Raw genomic sequence first — 20,132 nt, 5'->3', positions numbered from 1 at the left:
TTCATCTCTCGGAAAATCGTTTATCTAACTAATTTTGTGACATGCGCAATCTGATTGCTTTTTTCAAACGATTTCAGATCTTTTTGGTCTTTGTGTTACTGCAAATTGTAGCACTATCGGCCTATGTCCAATACTCTGATTTTGCGCGTCTTCAGGTTTTTTCAAGTGCTTCGAGAATCAATGGCGGACTTTTTGAAGTCAGAAATTCATTTACCAAGCATTTCAACCTGGAGGGAACCAACAGAAAGCTGGAGTGGGAAAATGCGCGCCTTAGAGAAAAGTTAAAGATTTCCAACTATAAAATTGACCGGGAACTCATTCAGATAGAGGATACGAATTATCGTCAGCAATATTTGTACATGGCTGCTGCAGTTATCAATAACACGTATGATAAACGCAATAACTACATGACAATTGATATCGGTAAAAATCATGGAATTCGGAAAGGCTGGGGGGTTATATCCTCTAAAGGTGTTGTCGGGATCGTTCACTTGGTCGGGGAATCTTATTCAGTGGTTAAAACCATTCTTTCCAAAAATATTAACGTGGATGTAAGTATGCGTGACGGCGGTGCTTTCGGATTATTGAAATGGGACGGTATCAACCCGAAGATTTGCCAGATTTCAGGAATCTCAAACGACATTTCCATTAAAAAATTCACGAAAGTAATTACCCGCGGGGGATCCGGAATCTATCCGAAGGGAATTCCTGTCGGGGTTATTACAAAACGCAAATCCATCGAAGGAAAACCTTTATGGGACCTACAGGTTAGAATTGCAGAAGATTTCAGGACCATTCAGCATGTTTACGTGATCAAAAATGTCATGCTTGATGAATTAAAAGAGTTGGAAGGAAGAATTCCACCGGACAAAGAAGAGGAGGATTTTTAAGTGAATATTTTTGTTTTAAATAGCGCTCGTTTCGTATTATTTGTACTGTTTCAAGTACTGATTCTGAACAACCTGGAACCGGGTCTCGGCTTGTATGCCATGATTTATCCCCTGTTCATTTTTATGCTGCCTTTTCAGATGGGAACGGTACCGCTTATGCTGACCAGTTTTGCTTTTGGATTAGTGATTGATTCATTTTCCAACACATTCGGGCTTCACGCGTCGAGTGCTGTTGTTATGGCTTTTTTCAGACCGATCATTTTTAAATGGCTATCACCAAGAGACGGTTATGATAGCGTGGAATCGGTAAATGTCTACTCAATGGGCGGACGCTGGTTCCTTTATTCATACGGCACATTACTACTGATTCATCATACCTGGTTCTTTTCGATAGAATCGTTTAAACTAAATGAGTTTATCTGGATTTTGCTTAAAATCGGATTAAGTGTTCCAAGCTCTTTTTTATTGAGTTTGCTGGTGCAATTTATCTTCATCTCTAACAAAAAAGCAATACGATGAATCTGGACGGAAGGAAATATGTCATCCTGGTATTTTTTATACTGGTTGGGTCAATTTACCTGATCCGTCTATTCTTCATGCAGGTGGTTGATGATTCCTGGAAACTAAGAGCACAGGAAATTGCAGAAAAGAGAAAAGAAATTACACCTCCGAGAGGGATTGTTTTCGACAGGCACAACAAGAAAGTGGTAACCAACAGAAGTTACTACAACTTGATGATGAAGGAAGAAGACATCCACGATTTCGATACTGTTGCATTTGCAAAACTTGTCGGATGGACTAAACAGGAGGTCAAGGACCGTTTCTACCAGATAAAAAAAGGTGAAGGAAAATACCGGAATCCGAATACCGGTAAATTACAAGCAAATTATCAGAAACAACGTCCGTATCCCTTCATTAAAGAATTGACTATTGATGAAATTACCCGCATTGCTCCTCACCTGGAAAAATTTCCCGGATTCTATGAGGATCTTACATCGATGAGAAGTTACCCGTATTCGGGAGGTGCAAACATATTCGGTTACCTCAATGAGGTTTCCAAGGAAGAAATCGAAGAAGACCGTTTTTATCGTCCGGGTGACCAGATCGGAAGGGCGGGAATTGAGCGGTACTACGAAAAGCAATTAAGAGGTCAGAAGGGAATCAAGTACATTGTAACTTCTGCCTTGAACAATGCGATCGAATCTTATGCCGGCGGGAAGTACGATACTTTGGCGGAACAAGGTCCGGCTTTGCATTTGGGATTGGATATCCAGTTACAGGTTTACGGTGAAAAACTGATGCAGAATAAGCGCGGATGTATTGTTGCAATTGAACCAAAGACGGGTGAAATCCTGGCATTGGTTTCTGCACCAAGTTTTGACCCGAACATTTTGGTCGGAAGAAGAAACATCGGGAAAAATTATCCCAAGTTATTGCTTGACGAAGGAAAACCACTGTATCCGCGACCCTTGGCTGCGGAATATCCGCCGGGATCCATTTTTAAATTGTTGCAATCATTAATTGGTTTGCAGGAAGGTGTTATTACCCCGGAATCAGGGTTTCCTTGTACGAAATCGATGGTGGGCTGTCACAATCACCCGAATGCCAACAACTTGCCGGACGGAATTAAAAACTCCTGTAATCCTTATTTTTACTATGTCATGAGACGGATCATCCAGCAGGGGAAAAAGAGATCTATTTTTGCGGACGCTGAGCTCGGCTTGAATATTTGGTATGATTACATCATGAGTTTTGGACTGGGAAGCGAGTTTGAAACGGATGTTACCGGAATGCGATCGGGCTTGATCCCTAATTCCGCCTATTACGATAAGTGGTACGGACATAATACATGGGCTTTTTCTACCATTCGTTCCATTTCAATCGGACAAGGGGAAGTGAAAGTGACACCGCTTCAAATGGCGAATATTGCTGCAATCATTGCAAATAAAGGATGGTATTACACACCTCATTTTGTGCGGTCGATCGGAAACAAAGGTCCGCTTCCTCAATTTAAAGTCGTGCATAAAACAAAGATCGATTCCCAAAATTTTGAGCCGATCATTGAAGGAATGAGAAGGGTATGTTACGAACCTGGAGGAACCGGAAAACGCGCTGTTGTAGAAGGAGTGACCGTTTGCGGAAAAACAGGTACGGCACAGAATCCGCATGGGGAAGATCACTCGGTGTTTCTTGCATTTGCCCCGATGGAAAATCCGAAAATTGCAATTGCCGTGTTTATTGAAAATGCCGGATTCGGAGGGGTTTGGGCTGCTCCTACCGCAGGTTTGATGATCGATAAATACATTCATAGAAAAGTGAAGGACAAGGCCAAAGAGCAAATGATTGTTTCAGCGAATCTATTGAATGTGAAGGCAAGGCCTATGAAAAAAAAATAAATGAGAAGAGACGATTCACTGACACAGCATGTAGACTGGTGGTTACTTTCAATTGTAGTCATTATGCTGGGTATGGGGATTGCCAATGTTTACTCTGCTGCATATGATCCGGATCATCCCAATATTTTTGATTTTTCCCAGAAATACGGAAAGCAGATTATGTGGGTGGGAATATCTATTTTCCTTGGGTTCCTTGTTTTCCTGATCGATTCGGATATCTATAGAAAATTTGCCATACCTATTTACCTCTTTTGTTTTTCCCTGCTGGTTGTGGTTCTCTTCACACCACCGATCAATGGTGCACGGGCCTGGCTTGGAATCGGAACCATGGGAATTCAGCCCGCCGAGTTTATGAAGATTGGAACTGCAATTGTTCTCTCACGTTACATTTCAACGGTTAATGTAAAGAACCAAAATGTGCAGACAGTATTTATAGCCCTGGCAATAGTTATGGTGCCGATGGTTATGATCTTGCTTCAGCCGGATGCGGGAACATTTGTTGTGTTTACTTCCTTTTTCTTCGTCCTGTACCGTGAAGGAATTACTTTTGATCCCCTGGTATTGAAATTAGTCAATGCAATTCCGGGAGTTCGCTTTAAGGAAACATGGGTTGGAAGCCACTTCATTCCGATTTTATTCTATGTCGTATTTCTTTCCATCGTAACACTTTTGATGAGCGGGAACAAATATGAATTCACCTTCATGCGCGGAGTTTTGATCCCCGGTTTTTATGGTGTCATTACTGTTATTACCTTAATTGCACTAATCGCATATTTAATTTTGCGTTGGATCTCATCTCGTCGTGATCAGAGAAGGGTTCTTCTAATCATCGTTACAGGTTGGTTTTTATCAGTTGCGGTTTCAACCACAGTCAACTTTTCTTTTTCCAGCTTAGCTCCTCACCAAAAGGACCGGATCGAATTGGTTCTCGGTTTGCGTAAAGACGATGACGGGAAGGATTATAATCGCAACAGGGCTATGGCTGCAGTTGGTTCCGGCGGACTCTTCGGAAAAGGATATAAAAAAGCGAGTGTGGCCAGTGTTCGTTCAAATCATGTTCCTGAAAGCGAAACGGATTTTATTTTTTGTCCGTTGGCAGAAGAATGGGGTTTCATGGGAAGTTTGGTAATTGTTGGCCTCTTTATGGGGATGTTGTTCCGGATCATTGTGATAGCCGAACGTCAGCGTTCCACTTTTAACCGGGTATATGCCTACTGTGTGGCGATGATCGTCTTCTACCACTTTGCAGTCAATATCGGGATGAATATAGGTTTGGCCCCCGTAATTGGAATTCCACTGCCATTCTTTAGCTACGGAGGATCTTCTTTGATGTCTTTCTCAATGCTCCTGTTTATCTTATTGAAGTTGGACAGCCAGCGCAGAGACGTGCTTTTCTAAAAAATCAAAAAGCAGAAGAGTTCAAATGTTCAAAGTATCATTTCCTTAAAAACAAGTTACTTGAACTTTTTGAACCCTTTAAGCTTTTAAACTTGTTTATTATTTCGGATACTCAATATCTTCCTCCAGTTCGTCGTCATCTTTCTTTTTCTTCTTCTTTGCCTTTTTCCATTCAAAAGTATATTCCAAAGAAAGAATGTGTTCGTTGTAGTTATTCTTGGTATTGAACTTTTGTCCGTAATAATAGGTTAAGCCCAGGTCATTTGACCCCGGTAAATTGAAGTTCAGGGTTAATCCGTAACGAACGCGGTTCCAGGTGTGTCCGAAAGGCCCGTTATTCGGGTTATAGAAAAATTCTACGGAAGCTTCAGGAGTTATTTTTGATTTCGGTTTATCCCACTCAATATGAGGTTTGATTCGAAAAGCAGGATCCAGATCTCCCCCGGTAGTAGCATATCCGCCAATATACATCTGATAGCGCAAACGGGCACCGAATTTGAGTTGCTTCACTTTATGGCGGAAATCAGCATTGAAATTCAAACGATGGCTATTGTCGTAATTTCTGCGTTCATCGTAATCGGTAATAATCCGGTATTCAATGGAAGGTCTTAACCAATCCAGTTTCGTGTACTTTAAACTTGCCTCCTGGTAAAGAGTAGCTAGCTGACCGTAATTATTCAGCCGTACATTTGTATTTAAATTAGCTTCCAGATTGTATTTAATCTCGCGTTTTACACCCGCACTAAACCAAAACTGACCTCTCGTGCTCTGGTTCCACGCCATGAAACAAGGCGTAAGGAAAAGGGCAGCAATAAATAAGGACTTCATTTAGTTTTTGATTAGCGTAATAGTTCCGATATCCGCATTTTCCTTTTTGCCGATAGTTACTGTTTTACTCACAACTTCCATCGTGTTGTAATCGTCGTCGTTATTCGGAATATTATTCCCGGGATGAAAAATCTTGCTGTATCCGAAAATGGTATAGGTTCCCGGTTGTAAAAACTCAAACTTGAATGAGCCGTCGTAAGAAACCTCGATCTTATCATCGTACATTACATCACCGTCACCGTAAATTATATACAAATCTTCTGCGGCACCGGAATAAGTGACTGTATCGACACACAAGCCATTGATATACAGGCGTTCATTAACAGTTACATTTCCACTGATTGATGCGCGACCACCGTCGCCTTCTACTTTTTTACATGCTGAAATTGCGGAGAGAATGACAATTCCAAAAATTAGTTTTTTCATTATTCTGGTTTATATAGAACACGCAATATTAAGAGAATTTTAATCAAATAATACTTATGTAATAAGGAATTACAAAATAAAAAAGAACTTTTCCGCCACTTTTCGTGAAAAATTACGTCTAGTGTTTGGATTATAACAGAAAAGATTCGTAAAATTATACACTCTTTAAATGAAAACTACACATGAAATTGTTACCTCTCTTTAAAACGACTTGTTTCCTCTTATTTATTTTGCTGTCAGGCACAGCAAATTCTCAGGTCGTAATCAATGAATATTCCTGTTCCAATATCAATGGTCCAACCGATGCATTCGGTGAACGCGAGGATTGGATCGAATTATACAATACCGGCGCTGCAGCGGTGGATCTTACAGGATATTATTTGTCAGATGATGACAATAATCCGCAAAAGTGGCAAGTTCCTTCCGGATCAATTCCTGCCAACGGCTACCTGATGGTTTACTGTAGCGGACGGGGAGTAACTTCCGGAGGTCAGTTACATCCTGATTTTAACCTGGCTCAAACTTCTAACGAGTGGTTTATTTTAACAAGTCCGGGTGGTACAACAATAGATTTTATTGAATTTACACAGATGACGAAACAAAACCATTCAATTGGTCGTCAAACAAACGGAGCAGCAACGTGGAGACTTTTCCTTACTCCAACTCCCGGGGCAGCTAATGCAGGAGGTATCAATTTTTATACTCCAACTCCTGTATTCAGTGTTGCACCAGGATTTTATACCACAACTCAAAACATTACAATAACCTGTCCTATGGGTTCTGCAACGATTCGTTATACAACGGATGGATCTGAGCCTACGGCAGCATCTACTTTATATTCCGGTCCGGTTTCAATAAGTGCTACCAGCGTTTTACGTGCAAAAGCTTTCTCCACAGATCAACCGAGTTTTACCATGTCGGGAACTTATTTCATTAATGTGAATCATACGGTTCCGGTTGTATCCATTGCTGGTGCAGGATCTAATTCAGTAGCAACACTTTTGGCAGGAAGTCAAATCGAACCTCAGGGATTTTTTGAATTGTGGGAAGCTGATGAGTCTTTTATCGGGAAAGGTGAAGGGCAGTTTAACAAGCACGGTAACGATTCCTGGGCATATCCTCAAAGAGGTTTTGATTTTATAATGCGTGACCAATACGGTTACGAACATGAATTTGAACATCAGATATTTCCATCGGTGAACCGTGATAAATTTCAGCGATTGATTCTAAAACCTGCTGCAAGTGATAATTATCCCTTTGAAAATGGAGGAGCACATATCCGAGATGCTTTTGTACATACCTTATCTCAACGTGCAGATCTGAAACTGGACGAACGTACCTGGAGACCTTGTGTGGTTTATTTAAATGGCCAGTATTGGGGAGTGTACGAGCTTCGTGAAAAGGTAGATGATGCAGATTATACGAAACATTACTATAATCAGGATAAATTTAACCTGCAATACCTGAAAACCTGGGGAGGAACCTGGGAAGAATTCGGAGCTCCGAACGCACAGCCTAGCTGGAATGCATTGAGAAATTATATCAACACAAACAATATGGGTGTTGCTGCCAATTTCAATTATGTAGACAGCTTACTGAATTGGGAGTCTCTGGTAGACTATTTCGTACTGAACTCTTATATCGTTAGCCAGGACTGGTTAAACTGGAATACGGGTTGGTGGCGTGGAATGGATCCGAATGGCGACAAGAAAAAATGGCGCTATACGCTATGGGATATGGATGCATGTTTCGGACATTATATAAACTTTACCGGGATTCCGGATCCTTCCGCAAATGCAGACCCGTGTAATGTGGAGAATCTTCCGAACCCTGGCGGACAAGGTCATACCGACATCCTGGAAAAACTAATCGATGAAAACCCGCTTGTTGAGCAATATTACATTTCCAGATACATTGATTTGGTGAACACGCACTTCTCTTGTCCATATATGATTAACCTGCTTGACAGTATGGTCAATCAAATTGCACCTGAAATGACACAGCATTGTGCGAAATGGGGCGGATCTGTTGCAGGTTGGCAAACCAATGTGCAGGCGATGAGAGATTTTATAAATTTGAGATGTACTGCCTTGAATCAGGGAATGACAGATTGTTACGAGGTAACCGGCCCGAATGCAATTGTTGTGACGGTTAGTCCTGCTCTTTCCGGAGAGGTAAAAGTAAACTCAATTTGGGCACCTACATATCCGTGGTCTGCTAATTATTTCGGAGGAATTCAAACCAATTTAATAGCACGGCCATTAACCGGTTTTGTATTCTCGCATTGGGAACATACAGCGAACACATTAACTGCTCCTGTAGCCCAGGATACTAACTCTATGGATATTGTTGCACCTGTGACAATCACAGCTGTGTTTATTGCAGATAATCCGGACCTTGATGGTGACGGCTGTACAAATACCGACGAAGTTACTGCTGGAACCGATCCCAATAACCCGGATACTGATGGAGATGGAGAAGGTGATTGTCCTGAAATAGGTCCTGACCCATCTAATCCTTTAGATACTGATGGCGACGGAATCATAGACGGATTGGAGTCAAGTACTGCTGATGTGGATGGTGACGGAGTGAATGATGAAACTGACCCTGCAAATACGGATCCGTGTATTCCAAATCCAAATGCCGGACCTTGTGATCAGGATGGTGACGGACTTACAAATGCTGAAGAAACAACTGCAGGTACCAATCCTACAAATCCGGATACGGATGGAGACGGAATTAATGATGGTGATGAGATAACAAATGGTACGAATCCATTGGATCCTTGTGATCCGCCGAATGCAACACCACAGTGTAATATCGATACGGATGGCGATGGTATCCTGGATGGTTCTGAGGCTCAATATGGAACCGATCCGAATAATCCGGATACAGATGATGATGGAATCAACGATGGAGATGAGGTAGCGAACGGAACAGATCCGCTTGATTCATGTGATCCGAATCCGGTAGGAGAAAACTGCTTCCTTGGATTCCATATGCCAACAGCTTTCTCTCCGAATGGAGATGGCTTAAACGATTATTTGGCTCCAAGAATAGGAAGAGATGTTCTTTCATTTACCTGGTATGTTTATGACCGTTGGGGGAATCGAATGGTTGTTAGCTCCGATGTAAATTTCAAATGGGACGGAATCTTCAATGGCGTAAAAATTAATACAGGTGTATATGCTTATCAGGCCGATGTGACTTTCACGGATGGCAGAAAAGAAAAGTATACCGGTAACATCACTGTAACAAGATAATCATGAAGAGAGGGACTTTAACGGCACTTGTATTTCTGACAACTTTGTCAGCAAGTGCCCAGGATTTTCATGTAACTCAAATACTTCAATCTCCGAATCTGCTCAATCCGGGAGCAGTCGGAGTTTATGATGGTTGGGAAAGAATTGCGATTCAACATAGAAATCAGTGGCTGGGTGGTGGCACAACATACATGACAACAGGATTGGCTGCAGATGCCAATTTTTTCAAAAACGACAGAAAACCGAAGGCACATCTTGGAGTGGGTGTTCAGTTTTATAATGATGTTGCCGGAAGTTCCGGATATGGATTACAAACCGGATCAGTTACAGTTTCTGGGATTCTTCCGGTTGGAAACGGCAGCCAACTGTCTCTTGGAATCCAGGGCGGTGTCGGAAACCGCTCGGGAAATATGTCGCGATTGATTTATGATTCCCAGTGGAACGGGAACGGAGCATACGATCCGACTATTGTTAGCGGAGAAACAGGTAGTTTAAGTTCGTTTATGTATTTGGATGCCTCTGCAGGGGTTTTCTATCAGTTCGATGGTGGGCAAAGTACCTTCGCGCGAAATAATGATATGAAATTCCAGGTAGGCTTCGCAGGCTATCACTTGAATGCTCCTGCATTGCGCTACCGGTCAGGATCTCAGGAACAACTCGCACGAAAATATGTAGGGATGGTGAAATATTCAATGGATATTCCAGGCACCAAAATGGCATTTGATGCACAATTTGCACAATTCATCCAGGGTGGTCACTATGAATCCATTTTAGGACTGATTTTGAGAAGACGTTTCACGGATGGTGGTAAAATTACCGGTTTGAACCAGGATGCCTTTATTGGTCTGGGAGTTTATACCAGGCTGAAGGATGCTGTTTCGCCTACTATGCAGGTTGATTGGAGAGGATTCCATTTTGGAGTATCGTACGATATTACCTTGTCTGCACTCAGATATGGCTATAAAGGGGGGAGCCTTGAGTTTTCCATTAGTTATACGAATCTGAATAATGCGATATTTAAAACAAGAAGAAAAGGATTCAGATAGTGAATAGCTGTGATTTTTAGCGTGTCGGGATAAGAGTACACTTATCCTCCTTCTACATGGTAAATAATTGAACTTGTATATTTCTTCCGGGTTTGTTGGTAATTAATTATCAATAAACTACAACGGTTTTCCATTTAAAGCTGTACTTTTGCGCCCTCGAATCAGGTTGATTCGGAAGGAACAAAGTTGACATATGGAAAACACAAAGAAAATTACAGGAGCTTTAATTTCAGTTTATTACAAAGATGGCTTGGAGCCGATTGTGCGTAAACTGCATGAAGAAAACGTAAGCATATATTCTACCGGCGGAACTCAGACATTTATTGAGGGATTGGGAATTCCGGTTATACCGGTTGAATCAATGACTTCGTACCCTGAAATTTTTGGAGGCCGTGTGAAAACCTTGCATCCTGCTATTTTCGGTGGAATCTTACACAGAAGAAATCTTCAGGCTGATTTAGACCAGGCAAAACAATTCAATATTCCCACAATTGACCTGGTGATTGTTGATTTATATCCGTTTGAAGAAACGGTAGCATCCGGTGCGGATCACCAATCCATTATTGAAAAGATCGATATCGGTGGAATTTCTTTGATCCGTGCAGCTGCTAAAAATTACAACGATGTGGTAATTATTCCTTCCGTAAATCAGTACGGTGAATTTCTGTCAATTTTGAATGAACAGGGCGCGTCATCGACATTGGATCAAAGAAAGCAGTTTGCAGGGAAAGCATTTATGATCTCTTCCCACTATGACACACATATCTTTAATTACTTTAATGAAGGAGAGGAAACTCCCGTATTTAAGCAAAGTATTTTAGAGAGCCAGCCACTTCGTTACGGAGAGAATCCGCATCAAAAAGGATGGTTCCACGGAGATTTTTCGGCTATGTTCGATCAATTACATGGAAAAGAACTTTCTTATAATAACTTACTCGACGTTGATGCTGCGGTACAATTAATGGCTGAGTTTGAAAACAATGATCCCACCTTCGCAATTTTAAAGCATAACAATGCCTGTGGTATGGCTACACGTCCAACCCTGGACCAAGCTTATGCTGACGCATTGGCAGGAGACCCTACTTCTGCATTTGGTGGAATCTTAATCGCAAACCGCACGATTGATCTGGCAACTGCCACCCTGATAAATGATTTGTTTTGTGAAGTAGTGATTGCTCCGGGATTTGATGCAGATGCTCAGGAAGTATTGCAAAGCAAGAAAAACCGCATTTTATTGGTTCAAAAGAAAGTAGAGTTACCGAAGCGTCAGTTCAGAACATTGCTGAATGGTGTGTTAGAGCAAGATAAAGACATGCTTTCCGAATCGGCTGGCAACTTTGAGTCAAAGACAAACTCAGTGCCTACTGCACAGGAAGTAGAGGATTTGATCTTTGCAAATAAATTGGTGAAGCATACGAAATCAAATACCATTGTTTTAGCAAAGAATGGTCAGCTGCTTGCTAGTGGAACGGGGCAAACATCGCGCGTGGATGCTTTGAGACATGCCATTGAAAAGGCAAAATCATTTGGTTTTGACCTGAAAGGCGCAGTGATGGCGTCCGATGCATTTTTCCCTTTCCCGGATTGTGTTGAAATAGCTCATCTTGCAGGGATCACCGCCGTAGTTCAGCCCGGAGGTTCTATTAAAGATGAATTATCAATTAATTACTGTAATGCAAACGGTGTGGCTATGGTATTTACAGGAAACAGGCACTTCAAACATTAAAATAAAATAAATGATTAAAAAGGGAGTTGAAAAGCTCCCTTTTTTGTTGAGAATAAATACCGCCTCTGTCAAATTTCACACGGACCTTTAGAACCGTGAATTTGTCCACATAAAAAACCAATAATTGACTTCCAAATTTTTTCAAAAACCAGCATATCACATACTTAAACTCGCCAATCACCCCTTTTTATCGGATTTTCGCACTCCTTTGGGAAACCAAGCAGTACTTTTGCGGTCTTAAATTACAACAACTATAACATATTAATTCTTGCGATGAAACCAATCTTGCTAATTCTATTAGCCTTATCAACTAATTCTCTATTTTCCCAGTTTCAATATAAAATTACCTTGACGGCTACTGAATCTGAAAATAAGTCCTATTTAACAGATTTTGAAAAACACATTCCGGACACATACAATCGCTTTTTGAGTGATAATCAGATTCTTTTTAGCACACCGGTAAACTATTCCATTCAATCGATCGATTCGGTCCTGCAACTTATTGGAATTTCTTCCGCATCTGTTACTAAAACGAAAGGACCGTTTCGCAGCATAGAAAAAGTAGGTGGAACGAATTGCGAAGCTGCAGAGCAAATTTGCTCGGGAACATCACTTCCGGGAAACAGTTCGGGATATGGAATCCAGGAATTGAGCAATGCAAATAATGGATGTTTGACCAGTGAGCATCAATCGTCCTGGTATTATATCAATATCCAGTCAGGTGGCTCGCTTTCTTTCCGAATTGATCCGAATTCAAATTCAGATTATGACTTTGCTGTTTGGGGACCATTCACTGCTGCAAGTGCAAATGCCAATTGTCCACCGGTAAACGATCCGATTCGCTGTTCGTATGCTGAGGGGAACGGAAATACCGGAATGCGTACCGGAGAACCTGATAACAGTGAGAATCAGTATGGAGACCGCTGGGTAAATGCCCTGAATGTAGCTGCAAACCAGGTCTATATTTTGTTGATTGATAATTACAGTAACTCGGGGATCGGTTATACCTTCGATTTTAATTGGGCTTCAAATACAACTACTGCAGTGATTGGTTGTACACCTGTGGTTTTACCGGTTGAATTGTCCGGCTTTTCGGGGAAATATACGGCAGGTGTGAATGTGTTGCAATGGGCAACAGAAACAGAACTCGACAATGATTATTTCCAGGTAGAATGGACAACAGATCCTGCTTCGGACGTTTGGACAAAAATCGACTGGGTAGATGGCGCCGGAAATAGTGAATCTCCCGTGGATTACAAATTGAATGTCTATAATTATACACGAAACGTGATTAATTATTACCGCTTGAAACAAGTAGATATGAATGGCCAGGTTCGAACCTATCCTTCTATCATATCAGTTGATAACAGACTGAAGGACCAGAAACTGGTGAAAATTGTAAATCTGTTGGGTCAGGAAGTCTCTGAGTCTGAAAAAGGCCTGGTAATTTATGTTTATGACGACGGAACAATAGAAAAACGCGTAAACTAATTTAAATAGTAGCTTGATAAAGGCATTCGTTCACAGCGGATGCCTTTTTTATTGCTTCGGATTTACAGACGGATACTTGATTTCGGTGTGTTTTAGGAGGATGTGTCACCCAATCTGTTGAATTTCAAATTTCTTTCTGCAAATTAGAACAGGGTTTTGATTTTTTTTCGATTATTTAATCTAATTTTGTAACACTTTCCTGGAATTTACGAATAAGGAAAGGAAAACGCAAAAAGGAGCGCGCTAGATGGGATTGTTTAATTTTCTTACACAAGAAATTGCTATTGACTTAGGTACTGCAAACACACTGATCATTATGAATGACAAAGTGGTAGTTGATGAGCCGTCAATTGTAGCAAAAGATATTCAAACGGGTAAAGTTGTTGCCATCGGGAAGAAGGCACAACAAATGCACGGAAAAACACACAAATTAATTGAAACAGTCAGACCCTTGAAAGATGGTGTGATTGCAGACTTTCAAAGTGCTGAACAAATGATTCGCGGATTTATCAAAATGATTAATCCTGGGAAACGCTTATTTAATCCGACGCTTCGTATGGTTATCTGTATTCCTTCGGGAATTACAGAGGTAGAGAAACGTGCTGTGCGTGACTCTGCAGAACACGCAGGAGCGAAAGAAGTATATTTAATTCATGAGCCAATGGCTGCAGCAATCGGAATCGGGATTGATGTGGAAGAGCCAATGGGTAACATGATTATTGATATAGGTGGTGGTACCTCAGAGATTGCAGTTATTGCTTTGGGAGGTATTGTTTGTGACAAATCCATTCGTATTGCAGGTGATGATTTCACTTCCGATATCGAAGAATACATGCGTCGCCAACACAATATCCTGGTTGGAGAACGTACAGCTGAACAAATTAAAATCGAGGTTGGTGCAGCTTTGCCTGAATTGGAAAACCCACCGGCTGATTACGCTGTGCGTGGTCGTGATTTAATGACTGGTATTCCAAAAGAAATTATCATTACCTATTCTGAGGTTGCTCATGCTTTGGATAAAACGATTTCTAAAATCGAAGAAGCGATTTTAAGTGCCCTTGAGCAGACTCCGCCGGAACTTTCTGCGGATATCTACAAGACAGGGATTTATCTTGCTGGAGGTGGTTCTATGTTGCGTGGTTTGGATCGTAGGATCAATGAGAAAACAAAATTACCTGTTCACATTGCAGAAGATCCCTTGAGAGCTGTGGCACGTGGAACAAGTATCGCGTTGAAGAACCTGGATCGATTCCAGTTCCTGATCAAAGACTAAGACAATAAAATAATATAAAGAGAACCCTGACTCCATTTATCGGACGTCAGGGTTTTTTGTTATATTTCCTTGGTGAACCCCGGACTTCGGTATATTTTAGATTCGCTTTTTATCAATATACTTTCTTTACCATTTCCTGATATTCAAGAGATAGAAATCGCAAGCGTAATTATTTTAAATTTGTGTTAAATCAGACGAATGAACATTCCGGACACTGCTCATAATCTTACGTGTTATTTTACCTGGATGGGTGAAGATGGAATTGCCCGAACAAAAGTGAAAAAAGGTTCAGAGGTAAAATTGGAACACGCACAAGAAAATTCGGTAGTTGTGAATGGTTTTTATGTAGATACGAAGTTTCCATTGTTGATTGACGCAAGAGGGATCAAATCGATGGAACGGGAAGCACGCGCTTTTTTTACAGCTAATGGACGAAAAACAAATACGCTTGCATTTGCAATTATTATCGACTCTTCCGTGAGTAAAGCAGTTGGGAATTTTTTCCTGGGAATCAACAAACCTGCAGTACCCACAAAATTATTTTTGAATGAGTCCAGCGCACTTGAGTGGCTCGGTAAATTTAATGCAAAATGAATCCCAAAGAAGTCAAATACATCCAGGAACGCGCCAATGCGATAATGGATGTAATTGTGGCTTATGCACGTTTGGATTTCACCCAGAAAACTGAGATTACGGATCAAAATGATGTTTTTGATGCCATTGCTTCCGGGGTGAATATGCTTGGAGAAGAACTGGAAAACTCTGTAATTACTCTTCAGGAACGCGAAGCCCTCCTGCAGGAAGTTCATCACCGGGTAAAAAACAACCTTCAAATCATTTCCAGCCTGATGAATCTGCAGGCTTCATATACAAAGGATGAAAAATTCCTGGCCTTGATCAGGGAGTGCAGAAACCGGATCATTTCCATGTCGATGATCCATGAAATGCTTTACAGGACCAGGGATTTGAGCCGGATTCAGGTTTCAGACTATATTAAAACACTTACTCTGAGTATTAACAGTTCGTTTGCGGGAAGCAATTCGGATGTGGTTTTTGAATACGAGGTAGATAACGGAATTTGCCTGGAAGCCGAGCGGATGATTCCAATCGGATTAATTGTAAACGAAGCGGTAAGCAATAGTTTCAAGTATGCATTTCCGGAGGGGAAGGGAATAATCAGGATTGGTTTTTCGGCAGACGGAACTTATTTCTGCTTGAGAATTACGGATAATGGGATCGGTTTGCCGGCAGAAATTCATACAGAGGCATTTGAAAGTCTGGGAATTCAACTGATCAGTGCTCTTTCCGACCAGCTCTCCGCTGAATTGAAGATCCTGAGAGAAAATGGATTGGGATATGAACTCATTTTTAGAATTGAAAATTGATAATTTGAAATTGTAAAAAGATCAGCAATCTTTCATCCCGATACCCGGGATTTTCAATTAGAGATTCTTGTATAATAAAGTATGGATAGAGCTACTATATTCCGTAGTTAAAGCATAGGTAAAGCATGGATACCCCACCTTGAGACGTAGCGACTGTAAAGTCTGCTACTGTCTCCTTTTAACCTGCGAAGTCGACGACGAAGTAGGTTTCGCATTCGTAGCGACTGTAAAGTCTGCTACCGTCACCTTTAGTTTGAAAATTAAAATGCTACCTGACCGCTTATCGGGGATTCTCTATCTTTTGAACATGCTTTTCTGCTTCAACATTTAAGATGATCTTGGCAATATTCGTTGTAAACAGTTTTACGGCAATGGCCAGGAGAATAATTCCAAAAACTTTCTTCATAATAGCAATTCCTCCCGGGCCCAGTAAATTTTCGATCCGTTTTGTCAGGCGCAAAACAATGTAAACGATCAACACATTGATTAAGATAGCCACCACAATATTAATATTCTGGAATTCTGCCCGCAATGAAACCAAAGTGGTCATAGTACCTGCCCCGGCAATAATCGGGAAGGCCAGCGGAACCACACTTGCGGTTTTTCCGGAAACGGAATCGCGGAATAAACGCACTCCAAGGATCATCTCCAGGCTCATAGCGAATAAGATTAAAGAACCGGCAACGGCAAAAGATCCCACATCGACTCCAAATAGTTTCAGGATAGACTCCCCTAAGATCAGGAAACCGATCATAATCCCCAAAGAAACAAAACTCGTTCTTGCCGGGTGAATATCACCACTCTGCTCTTTAATTTTGATAATCAGCGGAACCGAACCGATCACATCAATCACAGCAAACAATACCATGGAGGCCTTAAAAAGCTCGCCCCAATTAAAAGCCCAGAAATAGTTTAGCATATCGTTAGTGATTTAAAACCGTTTGTTCTACAATGATAGGAAAATGTTTGTGTTCCAGGGCATGGATTTTTTCAGTAAGCGAATCACAGGTGTCGTTGCTTGTTAATTGTGTTTCAAACTGGGCAAGGATTTCTCCTTCGTCAAATTCTTCGTTTACCAGGTGGATCGAAATCCCGCTTTTCAATTCTTTTGCTTCAATGACCGCACTGTGCACGAATTTGCCGTACATTCCTTTCCCTCCGTATTTGGGAAGAAGGGAAGGGTGAATATTAATAATGCGGTTTTGATATCCGCGAATAATATTTACCGGGATTTTGCGTAAAAATCCTGCCAGTACGATCCAGTCGATTGCACGATAATCAAGTTCCTGTAAGACCGTAAGACCGCTTTCAAACTCCTCGTTGCTAAAGACCAAAACTTCCACACCCAGGGATTCGGCTTTTGCCACAACAGGTGCATCAGCTTTGTTACAGATCAAAGTTTTCACCTCAATTTTTGGGTGATTCTGAAAAAAATGAATCAAATTCACGGCATTTGAGCCATTACCCGATGCGAATAACGCTATGGATTTCTTATTCATGGCACAAAGTTACATAATCCAAATGACACAGCACAGGCGGATTTCAAGCTGAAAACAAGATTTTCCAAAGACTTAAAATGTAATTAAGTCACTTTATATTTTGTTTTTATCGCATTTCCTATTTTCTTTGCAAGCTGAAAAACCTTATAAAAGAATTGAGATGTCTGATATCAAATCAAGAGTAATATCTATTATCGTAGATAAGTTAGGAGTTGAAGAAAGCGAAGTAACAAACGAAGCAAGCTTCACAAATGATCTAGGTGCTGATTCACTAGATACTGTAGAATTGATCATGGAATTCGAGAAAGAATTCAACATCGCTATTCCGGATGATCAAGCTGAGAACATTCAAACAGTTGGTGACGCAGTTTCTTACATCGAGAAAAACGCTAACTAGGAGATCTTAGTTTTCCAAGCATTCAAAACGAATTAATTATTTATGGAGCTGAAGAGGGTTGTTGTAACTGGGTTGGGTGCTATTACACCTATTGGTAATACTGTTGCAGAATATTGGAATGCATTACTGGAAGGAAAAAGTGGTGCTGCTCCTATCAAACAATTCGACGCTTCGTTGTTTAAGACGCAGTTTGCTTGTGAGATTAAAAATTTTAACGTCGAAGATCATATCGACAAAAAAGAAGCACGGAAATTAGATCAATTTTCACAATACGCCATGGTCTCTGCTACAGAGGCCATGGTTGATTCTGAATTGATGGAGTCGAACCCGAATGTAGACCGCATTGGTGTTATTTGGGGATCCGGGATCGGTGGATTGAAAACCTTCCAGGATGAGTCTCAAAATTTCTTTGCAGGAGATGGAACTCCCAAGTTCAATCCCTTCTTTATCCCAAAAATGATTTCAGATATTGCTGCCGGTCATATTTCAATTAAATATGGTTTGAGAGGCCCGAATTACGTAACTGTTTCGGCTTGTGCTTCGGCAACAAATGCAATTATCGACGCCTTCAATTTAATTCGTTTAGGTAAAGCCGATGCTATCGTAACCGGTGGTTCTGAAGCTGCAGTAAATGAAATGGGAATGGGTGGATTTAATGCTTTAAGAGCTTTGTCTACCCGCAATGATTCTCCTGAAACCGCTTCCAGACCTTTTGATGCAGACCGTGATGGTTTTGTTCTGGGCGAAGGTGGCGGTGCACTTATTTTGGAAGAATACGAGCATGCAAAAAAGCGTGGAGCTAAAATTTATGCTGAAGTTCTTGGAGGTGGAATGTCGGGTGATGCATATCACATGACTGCCCCTCATCCGGATGGAATAGGTGCAAGAAACGTAATGATTGCAGCATTGGAAGATGCTGAATTGGACGCAACTGCGATTGATTACGTAAATGTTCATGGTACATCAACTCCCCTTGGAGATATTGCTGAAACAAAAGCAATCTTACAGGTTTTCGGAGAACATGCTTACAAGTTGAACATCAGCTCCACAAAATCAATGACAGGTCACTTATTAGGAGCTGCAGGAGCTATTGAAGCAATTGCATGTATCCTGGCAGTTAAAAATGATGTTGTTCCCCCAACAATTAATCATTTCACTGATGATCCTGAAATTGATAATCGATTGAACTTCACATTTAATAAAGCTCAGCACCGTACCGTGGATGTTGCCTTATCAAACACCTTCGGTTTCGGTGGTCACAACACTTCTGTGATCGTGCGAAAGTATAAAGGTTAATAGTTAGGTGAGGTTTAGACTACCATTCTTAAAGCAAACACGGTCTCAGGAAGACGTTGCATTCATTCGATTTTTTGTTAATCGTTTTGGATACAGACCAAAGAATATCGAACTGTTTTACCAGGCGGTAACCCATCGGTCCATTGCATACCACGGTCAGAAAGACTTTTCAAATGAACGCCTGGAGTTTTTAGGCGACGCAATCCTGGATTCCATTATCGCAGAGTTTTTATTCCAGCGCTTTCCCGAGGAAGACGAAGGGTATTTGACCAAAGTAAAATCAAAGGTTGTTTCCAGGAAAACACTTTCGGAAATCGGTGAAGAGCTCGAATTACGATCTATTCTGCGTTACAACAAAGGAAGATCCATCAACTTGTCTTCCCTGGAAGGAAATGCTTTCGAAGCGATCATCGGGGCAATTTATCTCGATAGTTCTTACGAGGTTACCAAAAAGATCATCTACAATCATATTTTCCGCAAATACGTTGATCTGAACAAGATCCTGGAAGAAGAAATCGACTTTAAATCCAAATTGTTTATCTGGAGCCAGAAAAGAAGATTGGCTTTGGAATTTGCCGTTTTGCGCGAAGAAAATAATCACGGAACCTGGTTTTACGAAGTAATCGTTCAGGTAAATAGTGTCAACTACGGTAAAGGAACCGGAAACTCCAAAAAACTAGCCGAACAGGCAGCCGCTAAAGAAACCCTGATCTTGATGGGGGAAATCTGAAAGAGTTCTTTTAGTAACATTACGGAATATTTCTTAATCAAATCCTAATGCTTAACTGATTGCCGTGTGCAAGATATTGCGTATCTTC

The 20,132-nt window shown here is 41.1% G+C and carries 18 protein-coding genes; 14 read left to right on the top strand and 4 right to left on the bottom strand.

The window, feature by feature from the left end; genetic code table 11:
- Positions 1 to 41: 41 nt before the first annotated feature.
- Genes mreC through rodA form a run of 4 tightly spaced genes read left to right on the top strand, consistent with a single transcriptional unit; the run spans position 42 to position 4,684 of the window.
- Positions 42 to 890, top strand: a complete 849-nt coding sequence (mreC, locus tag K0S23_RS11100) for a rod shape-determining protein MreC (RefSeq protein ID WP_300357189.1) — start codon at positions 42 to 44, stop codon at positions 888 to 890.
- A complete protein-coding gene (locus tag K0S23_RS11095; protein WP_300357187.1) occupies positions 891 to 1,409 on the top strand; it encodes a hypothetical protein in 519 nt (172 codons plus the stop codon).
- Positions 1,406 to 3,286: a penicillin-binding transpeptidase domain-containing protein gene (locus K0S23_RS11090; RefSeq protein WP_300357184.1), complete on the top strand. Its 1,881-nt coding sequence runs from the start codon at positions 1,406 to 1,408 to the stop codon at positions 3,284 to 3,286. The genes K0S23_RS11095 and K0S23_RS11090 overlap by 4 nt, the downstream gene beginning before the upstream one ends.
- Entirely contained in the window at positions 3,287 to 4,684 is a 1,398-nt protein-coding gene (rodA, locus tag K0S23_RS11085; RefSeq protein ID WP_300357183.1) for a rod shape-determining protein RodA, read from the top strand.
- Between the two features lie 99 nt (positions 4,685 to 4,783).
- Here the strand turns inward: rodA and K0S23_RS11080 are convergent, their stop codons facing one another.
- Positions 4,784 to 5,512: a DUF2490 domain-containing protein gene (locus K0S23_RS11080; protein WP_300357181.1), complete on the bottom strand. Its 729-nt coding sequence runs from the start codon at positions 5,510 to 5,512 to the stop codon at positions 4,784 to 4,786.
- Complete coding sequence (locus K0S23_RS11075; protein ID WP_300357179.1) at positions 5,513 to 5,938, bottom strand: hypothetical protein; 426 nt, start codon at positions 5,936 to 5,938, stop codon at positions 5,513 to 5,515.
- 182 nt (positions 5,939 to 6,120) lie between these two features.
- Here K0S23_RS11075 and K0S23_RS11070 point away from each other — a divergent pair, with 182 nt between their 5' ends.
- From K0S23_RS11070 to K0S23_RS11040, 7 genes are all read left to right on the top strand, one after another.
- Positions 6,121 to 9,201, top strand: a complete 3,081-nt coding sequence (locus tag K0S23_RS11070; RefSeq protein ID WP_300357177.1) for a CotH kinase family protein — start codon at positions 6,121 to 6,123, stop codon at positions 9,199 to 9,201.
- A gap of 2 nt (positions 9,202 to 9,203) precedes the next feature.
- The gene (locus K0S23_RS11065; RefSeq protein ID WP_300357175.1) at positions 9,204 to 10,247 is read left to right on the top strand and encodes a PorP/SprF family type IX secretion system membrane protein; all 1,044 of its coding nucleotides are present in this window, start codon (positions 9,204 to 9,206) and stop codon (positions 10,245 to 10,247) included.
- Positions 10,248 to 10,440: 193 nt separating this feature from the next.
- Complete coding sequence (gene purH, locus K0S23_RS11060; protein ID WP_300357173.1) at positions 10,441 to 11,973, top strand: bifunctional phosphoribosylaminoimidazolecarboxamide formyltransferase/IMP cyclohydrolase; 1,533 nt, start codon at positions 10,441 to 10,443, stop codon at positions 11,971 to 11,973.
- 273 nt (positions 11,974 to 12,246) lie between these two features.
- The gene (locus K0S23_RS11055; protein ID WP_300357171.1) at positions 12,247 to 13,464 is read left to right on the top strand and encodes a hypothetical protein; all 1,218 of its coding nucleotides are present in this window, start codon (positions 12,247 to 12,249) and stop codon (positions 13,462 to 13,464) included.
- Positions 13,465 to 13,711: 247 nt separating this feature from the next.
- Positions 13,712 to 14,737 (top strand): rod shape-determining protein, encoded by a 1,026-nt coding sequence (locus K0S23_RS11050; protein ID WP_300357169.1) that lies wholly within the window; start codon positions 13,712 to 13,714, stop codon positions 14,735 to 14,737.
- Positions 14,738 to 14,935: 198 nt separating this feature from the next.
- Entirely contained in the window at positions 14,936 to 15,331 is a 396-nt protein-coding gene (locus tag K0S23_RS11045) for a hypothetical protein (protein ID WP_300357167.1), read from the top strand.
- On the top strand, positions 15,328 to 16,122 hold the full coding sequence (locus K0S23_RS11040; RefSeq protein WP_300357165.1) for a sensor histidine kinase: 795 nt from the start codon (positions 15,328 to 15,330) through the stop codon (positions 16,120 to 16,122). Before K0S23_RS11045 ends, K0S23_RS11040 begins: the two co-directional genes overlap by 4 nt.
- A 280-nt stretch (positions 16,123 to 16,402) precedes the next feature.
- On the opposite strand, the gene K0S23_RS11035 is transcribed toward K0S23_RS11040, so the two are convergent.
- Together K0S23_RS11035 and K0S23_RS11030 are read right to left on the bottom strand one after the other, a co-directional pair.
- Positions 16,403 to 17,041, bottom strand: a complete 639-nt coding sequence (locus K0S23_RS11035; protein ID WP_300357163.1) for a MarC family protein — start codon at positions 17,039 to 17,041, stop codon at positions 16,403 to 16,405.
- A gap of 4 nt (positions 17,042 to 17,045) precedes the next feature.
- Positions 17,046 to 17,621: a phosphoribosylglycinamide formyltransferase gene (locus K0S23_RS11030; RefSeq protein WP_300357161.1), complete on the bottom strand. Its 576-nt coding sequence runs from the start codon at positions 17,619 to 17,621 to the stop codon at positions 17,046 to 17,048.
- Between the two features lie 160 nt (positions 17,622 to 17,781).
- Here K0S23_RS11030 and K0S23_RS11025 point away from each other — a divergent pair, with 160 nt between their 5' ends.
- The 3 genes from K0S23_RS11025 to rnc are packed head-to-tail and all read left to right on the top strand — an operon-like array spanning position 17,782 to position 20,044.
- Entirely contained in the window at positions 17,782 to 18,018 is a 237-nt protein-coding gene (locus K0S23_RS11025) for an acyl carrier protein (protein ID WP_300357157.1), read from the top strand.
- A 42-nt stretch (positions 18,019 to 18,060) separates the two neighbouring features.
- A complete protein-coding gene (gene fabF / locus K0S23_RS11020) occupies positions 18,061 to 19,314 on the top strand; it encodes a beta-ketoacyl-ACP synthase II (RefSeq protein ID WP_300357154.1) in 1,254 nt (417 codons plus the stop codon).
- Between the two features lie 7 nt (positions 19,315 to 19,321).
- Positions 19,322 to 20,044, top strand: coding sequence for a ribonuclease III (rnc, locus tag K0S23_RS11015; RefSeq protein WP_300357151.1), 723 nt, complete (start codon positions 19,322 to 19,324; stop codon positions 20,042 to 20,044).
- The last annotated feature ends 88 nt before the right edge of the window (positions 20,045 to 20,132 follow it).

The organism is Fluviicola sp. (assembly GCF_029266855.1).
Lineage (GTDB): Bacteria > Bacteroidota > Bacteroidia > Flavobacteriales_D > Crocinitomicaceae > Fluviicola.
The sequence above is the reverse complement of the archived record's forward strand: the minus strand, read 5'-3'. Positions and strand labels throughout refer to the sequence as shown.

Coding starts and splice junctions, on each gene's coding strand:
- rodA (WP_300357183.1), top strand. CDS start 3,287: ATGAGAAGAGACGATTCACTGACACAGCATGTAGACTGGTGGTTACTT.
- K0S23_RS11065 (WP_300357175.1), top strand. CDS start 9,204: ATGAAGAGAGGGACTTTAACGGCACTTGTATTTCTGACAACTTTGTCA.
- K0S23_RS11045 (WP_300357167.1), top strand. CDS start 14,936: ATGAACATTCCGGACACTGCTCATAATCTTACGTGTTATTTTACCTGG.
- K0S23_RS11070 (WP_300357177.1), top strand. CDS start 6,121: ATGAAATTGTTACCTCTCTTTAAAACGACTTGTTTCCTCTTATTTATT.
- K0S23_RS11035 (WP_300357163.1), bottom strand. CDS start 17,041: ATGCTAAACTATTTCTGGGCTTTTAATTGGGGCGAGCTTTTTAAGGCC.
- K0S23_RS11025 (WP_300357157.1), top strand. CDS start 17,782: ATGTCTGATATCAAATCAAGAGTAATATCTATTATCGTAGATAAGTTA.
- mreC (WP_300357189.1), top strand. CDS start 42: ATGCGCAATCTGATTGCTTTTTTCAAACGATTTCAGATCTTTTTGGTC.
- K0S23_RS11040 (WP_300357165.1), top strand. CDS start 15,328: ATGAATCCCAAAGAAGTCAAATACATCCAGGAACGCGCCAATGCGATA.
- K0S23_RS11030 (WP_300357161.1), bottom strand. CDS start 17,621: ATGAATAAGAAATCCATAGCGTTATTCGCATCGGGTAATGGCTCAAAT.
- K0S23_RS11050 (WP_300357169.1), top strand. CDS start 13,712: ATGGGATTGTTTAATTTTCTTACACAAGAAATTGCTATTGACTTAGGT.
- K0S23_RS11055 (WP_300357171.1), top strand. CDS start 12,247: ATGAAACCAATCTTGCTAATTCTATTAGCCTTATCAACTAATTCTCTA.
- fabF (WP_300357154.1), top strand. CDS start 18,061: ATGGAGCTGAAGAGGGTTGTTGTAACTGGGTTGGGTGCTATTACACCT.
- purH (WP_300357173.1), top strand. CDS start 10,441: ATGGAAAACACAAAGAAAATTACAGGAGCTTTAATTTCAGTTTATTAC.
- K0S23_RS11075 (WP_300357179.1), bottom strand. CDS start 5,938: ATGAAAAAACTAATTTTTGGAATTGTCATTCTCTCCGCAATTTCAGCA.
- K0S23_RS11080 (WP_300357181.1), bottom strand. CDS start 5,512: ATGAAGTCCTTATTTATTGCTGCCCTTTTCCTTACGCCTTGTTTCATG.
- K0S23_RS11090 (WP_300357184.1), top strand. CDS start 1,406: ATGAATCTGGACGGAAGGAAATATGTCATCCTGGTATTTTTTATACTG.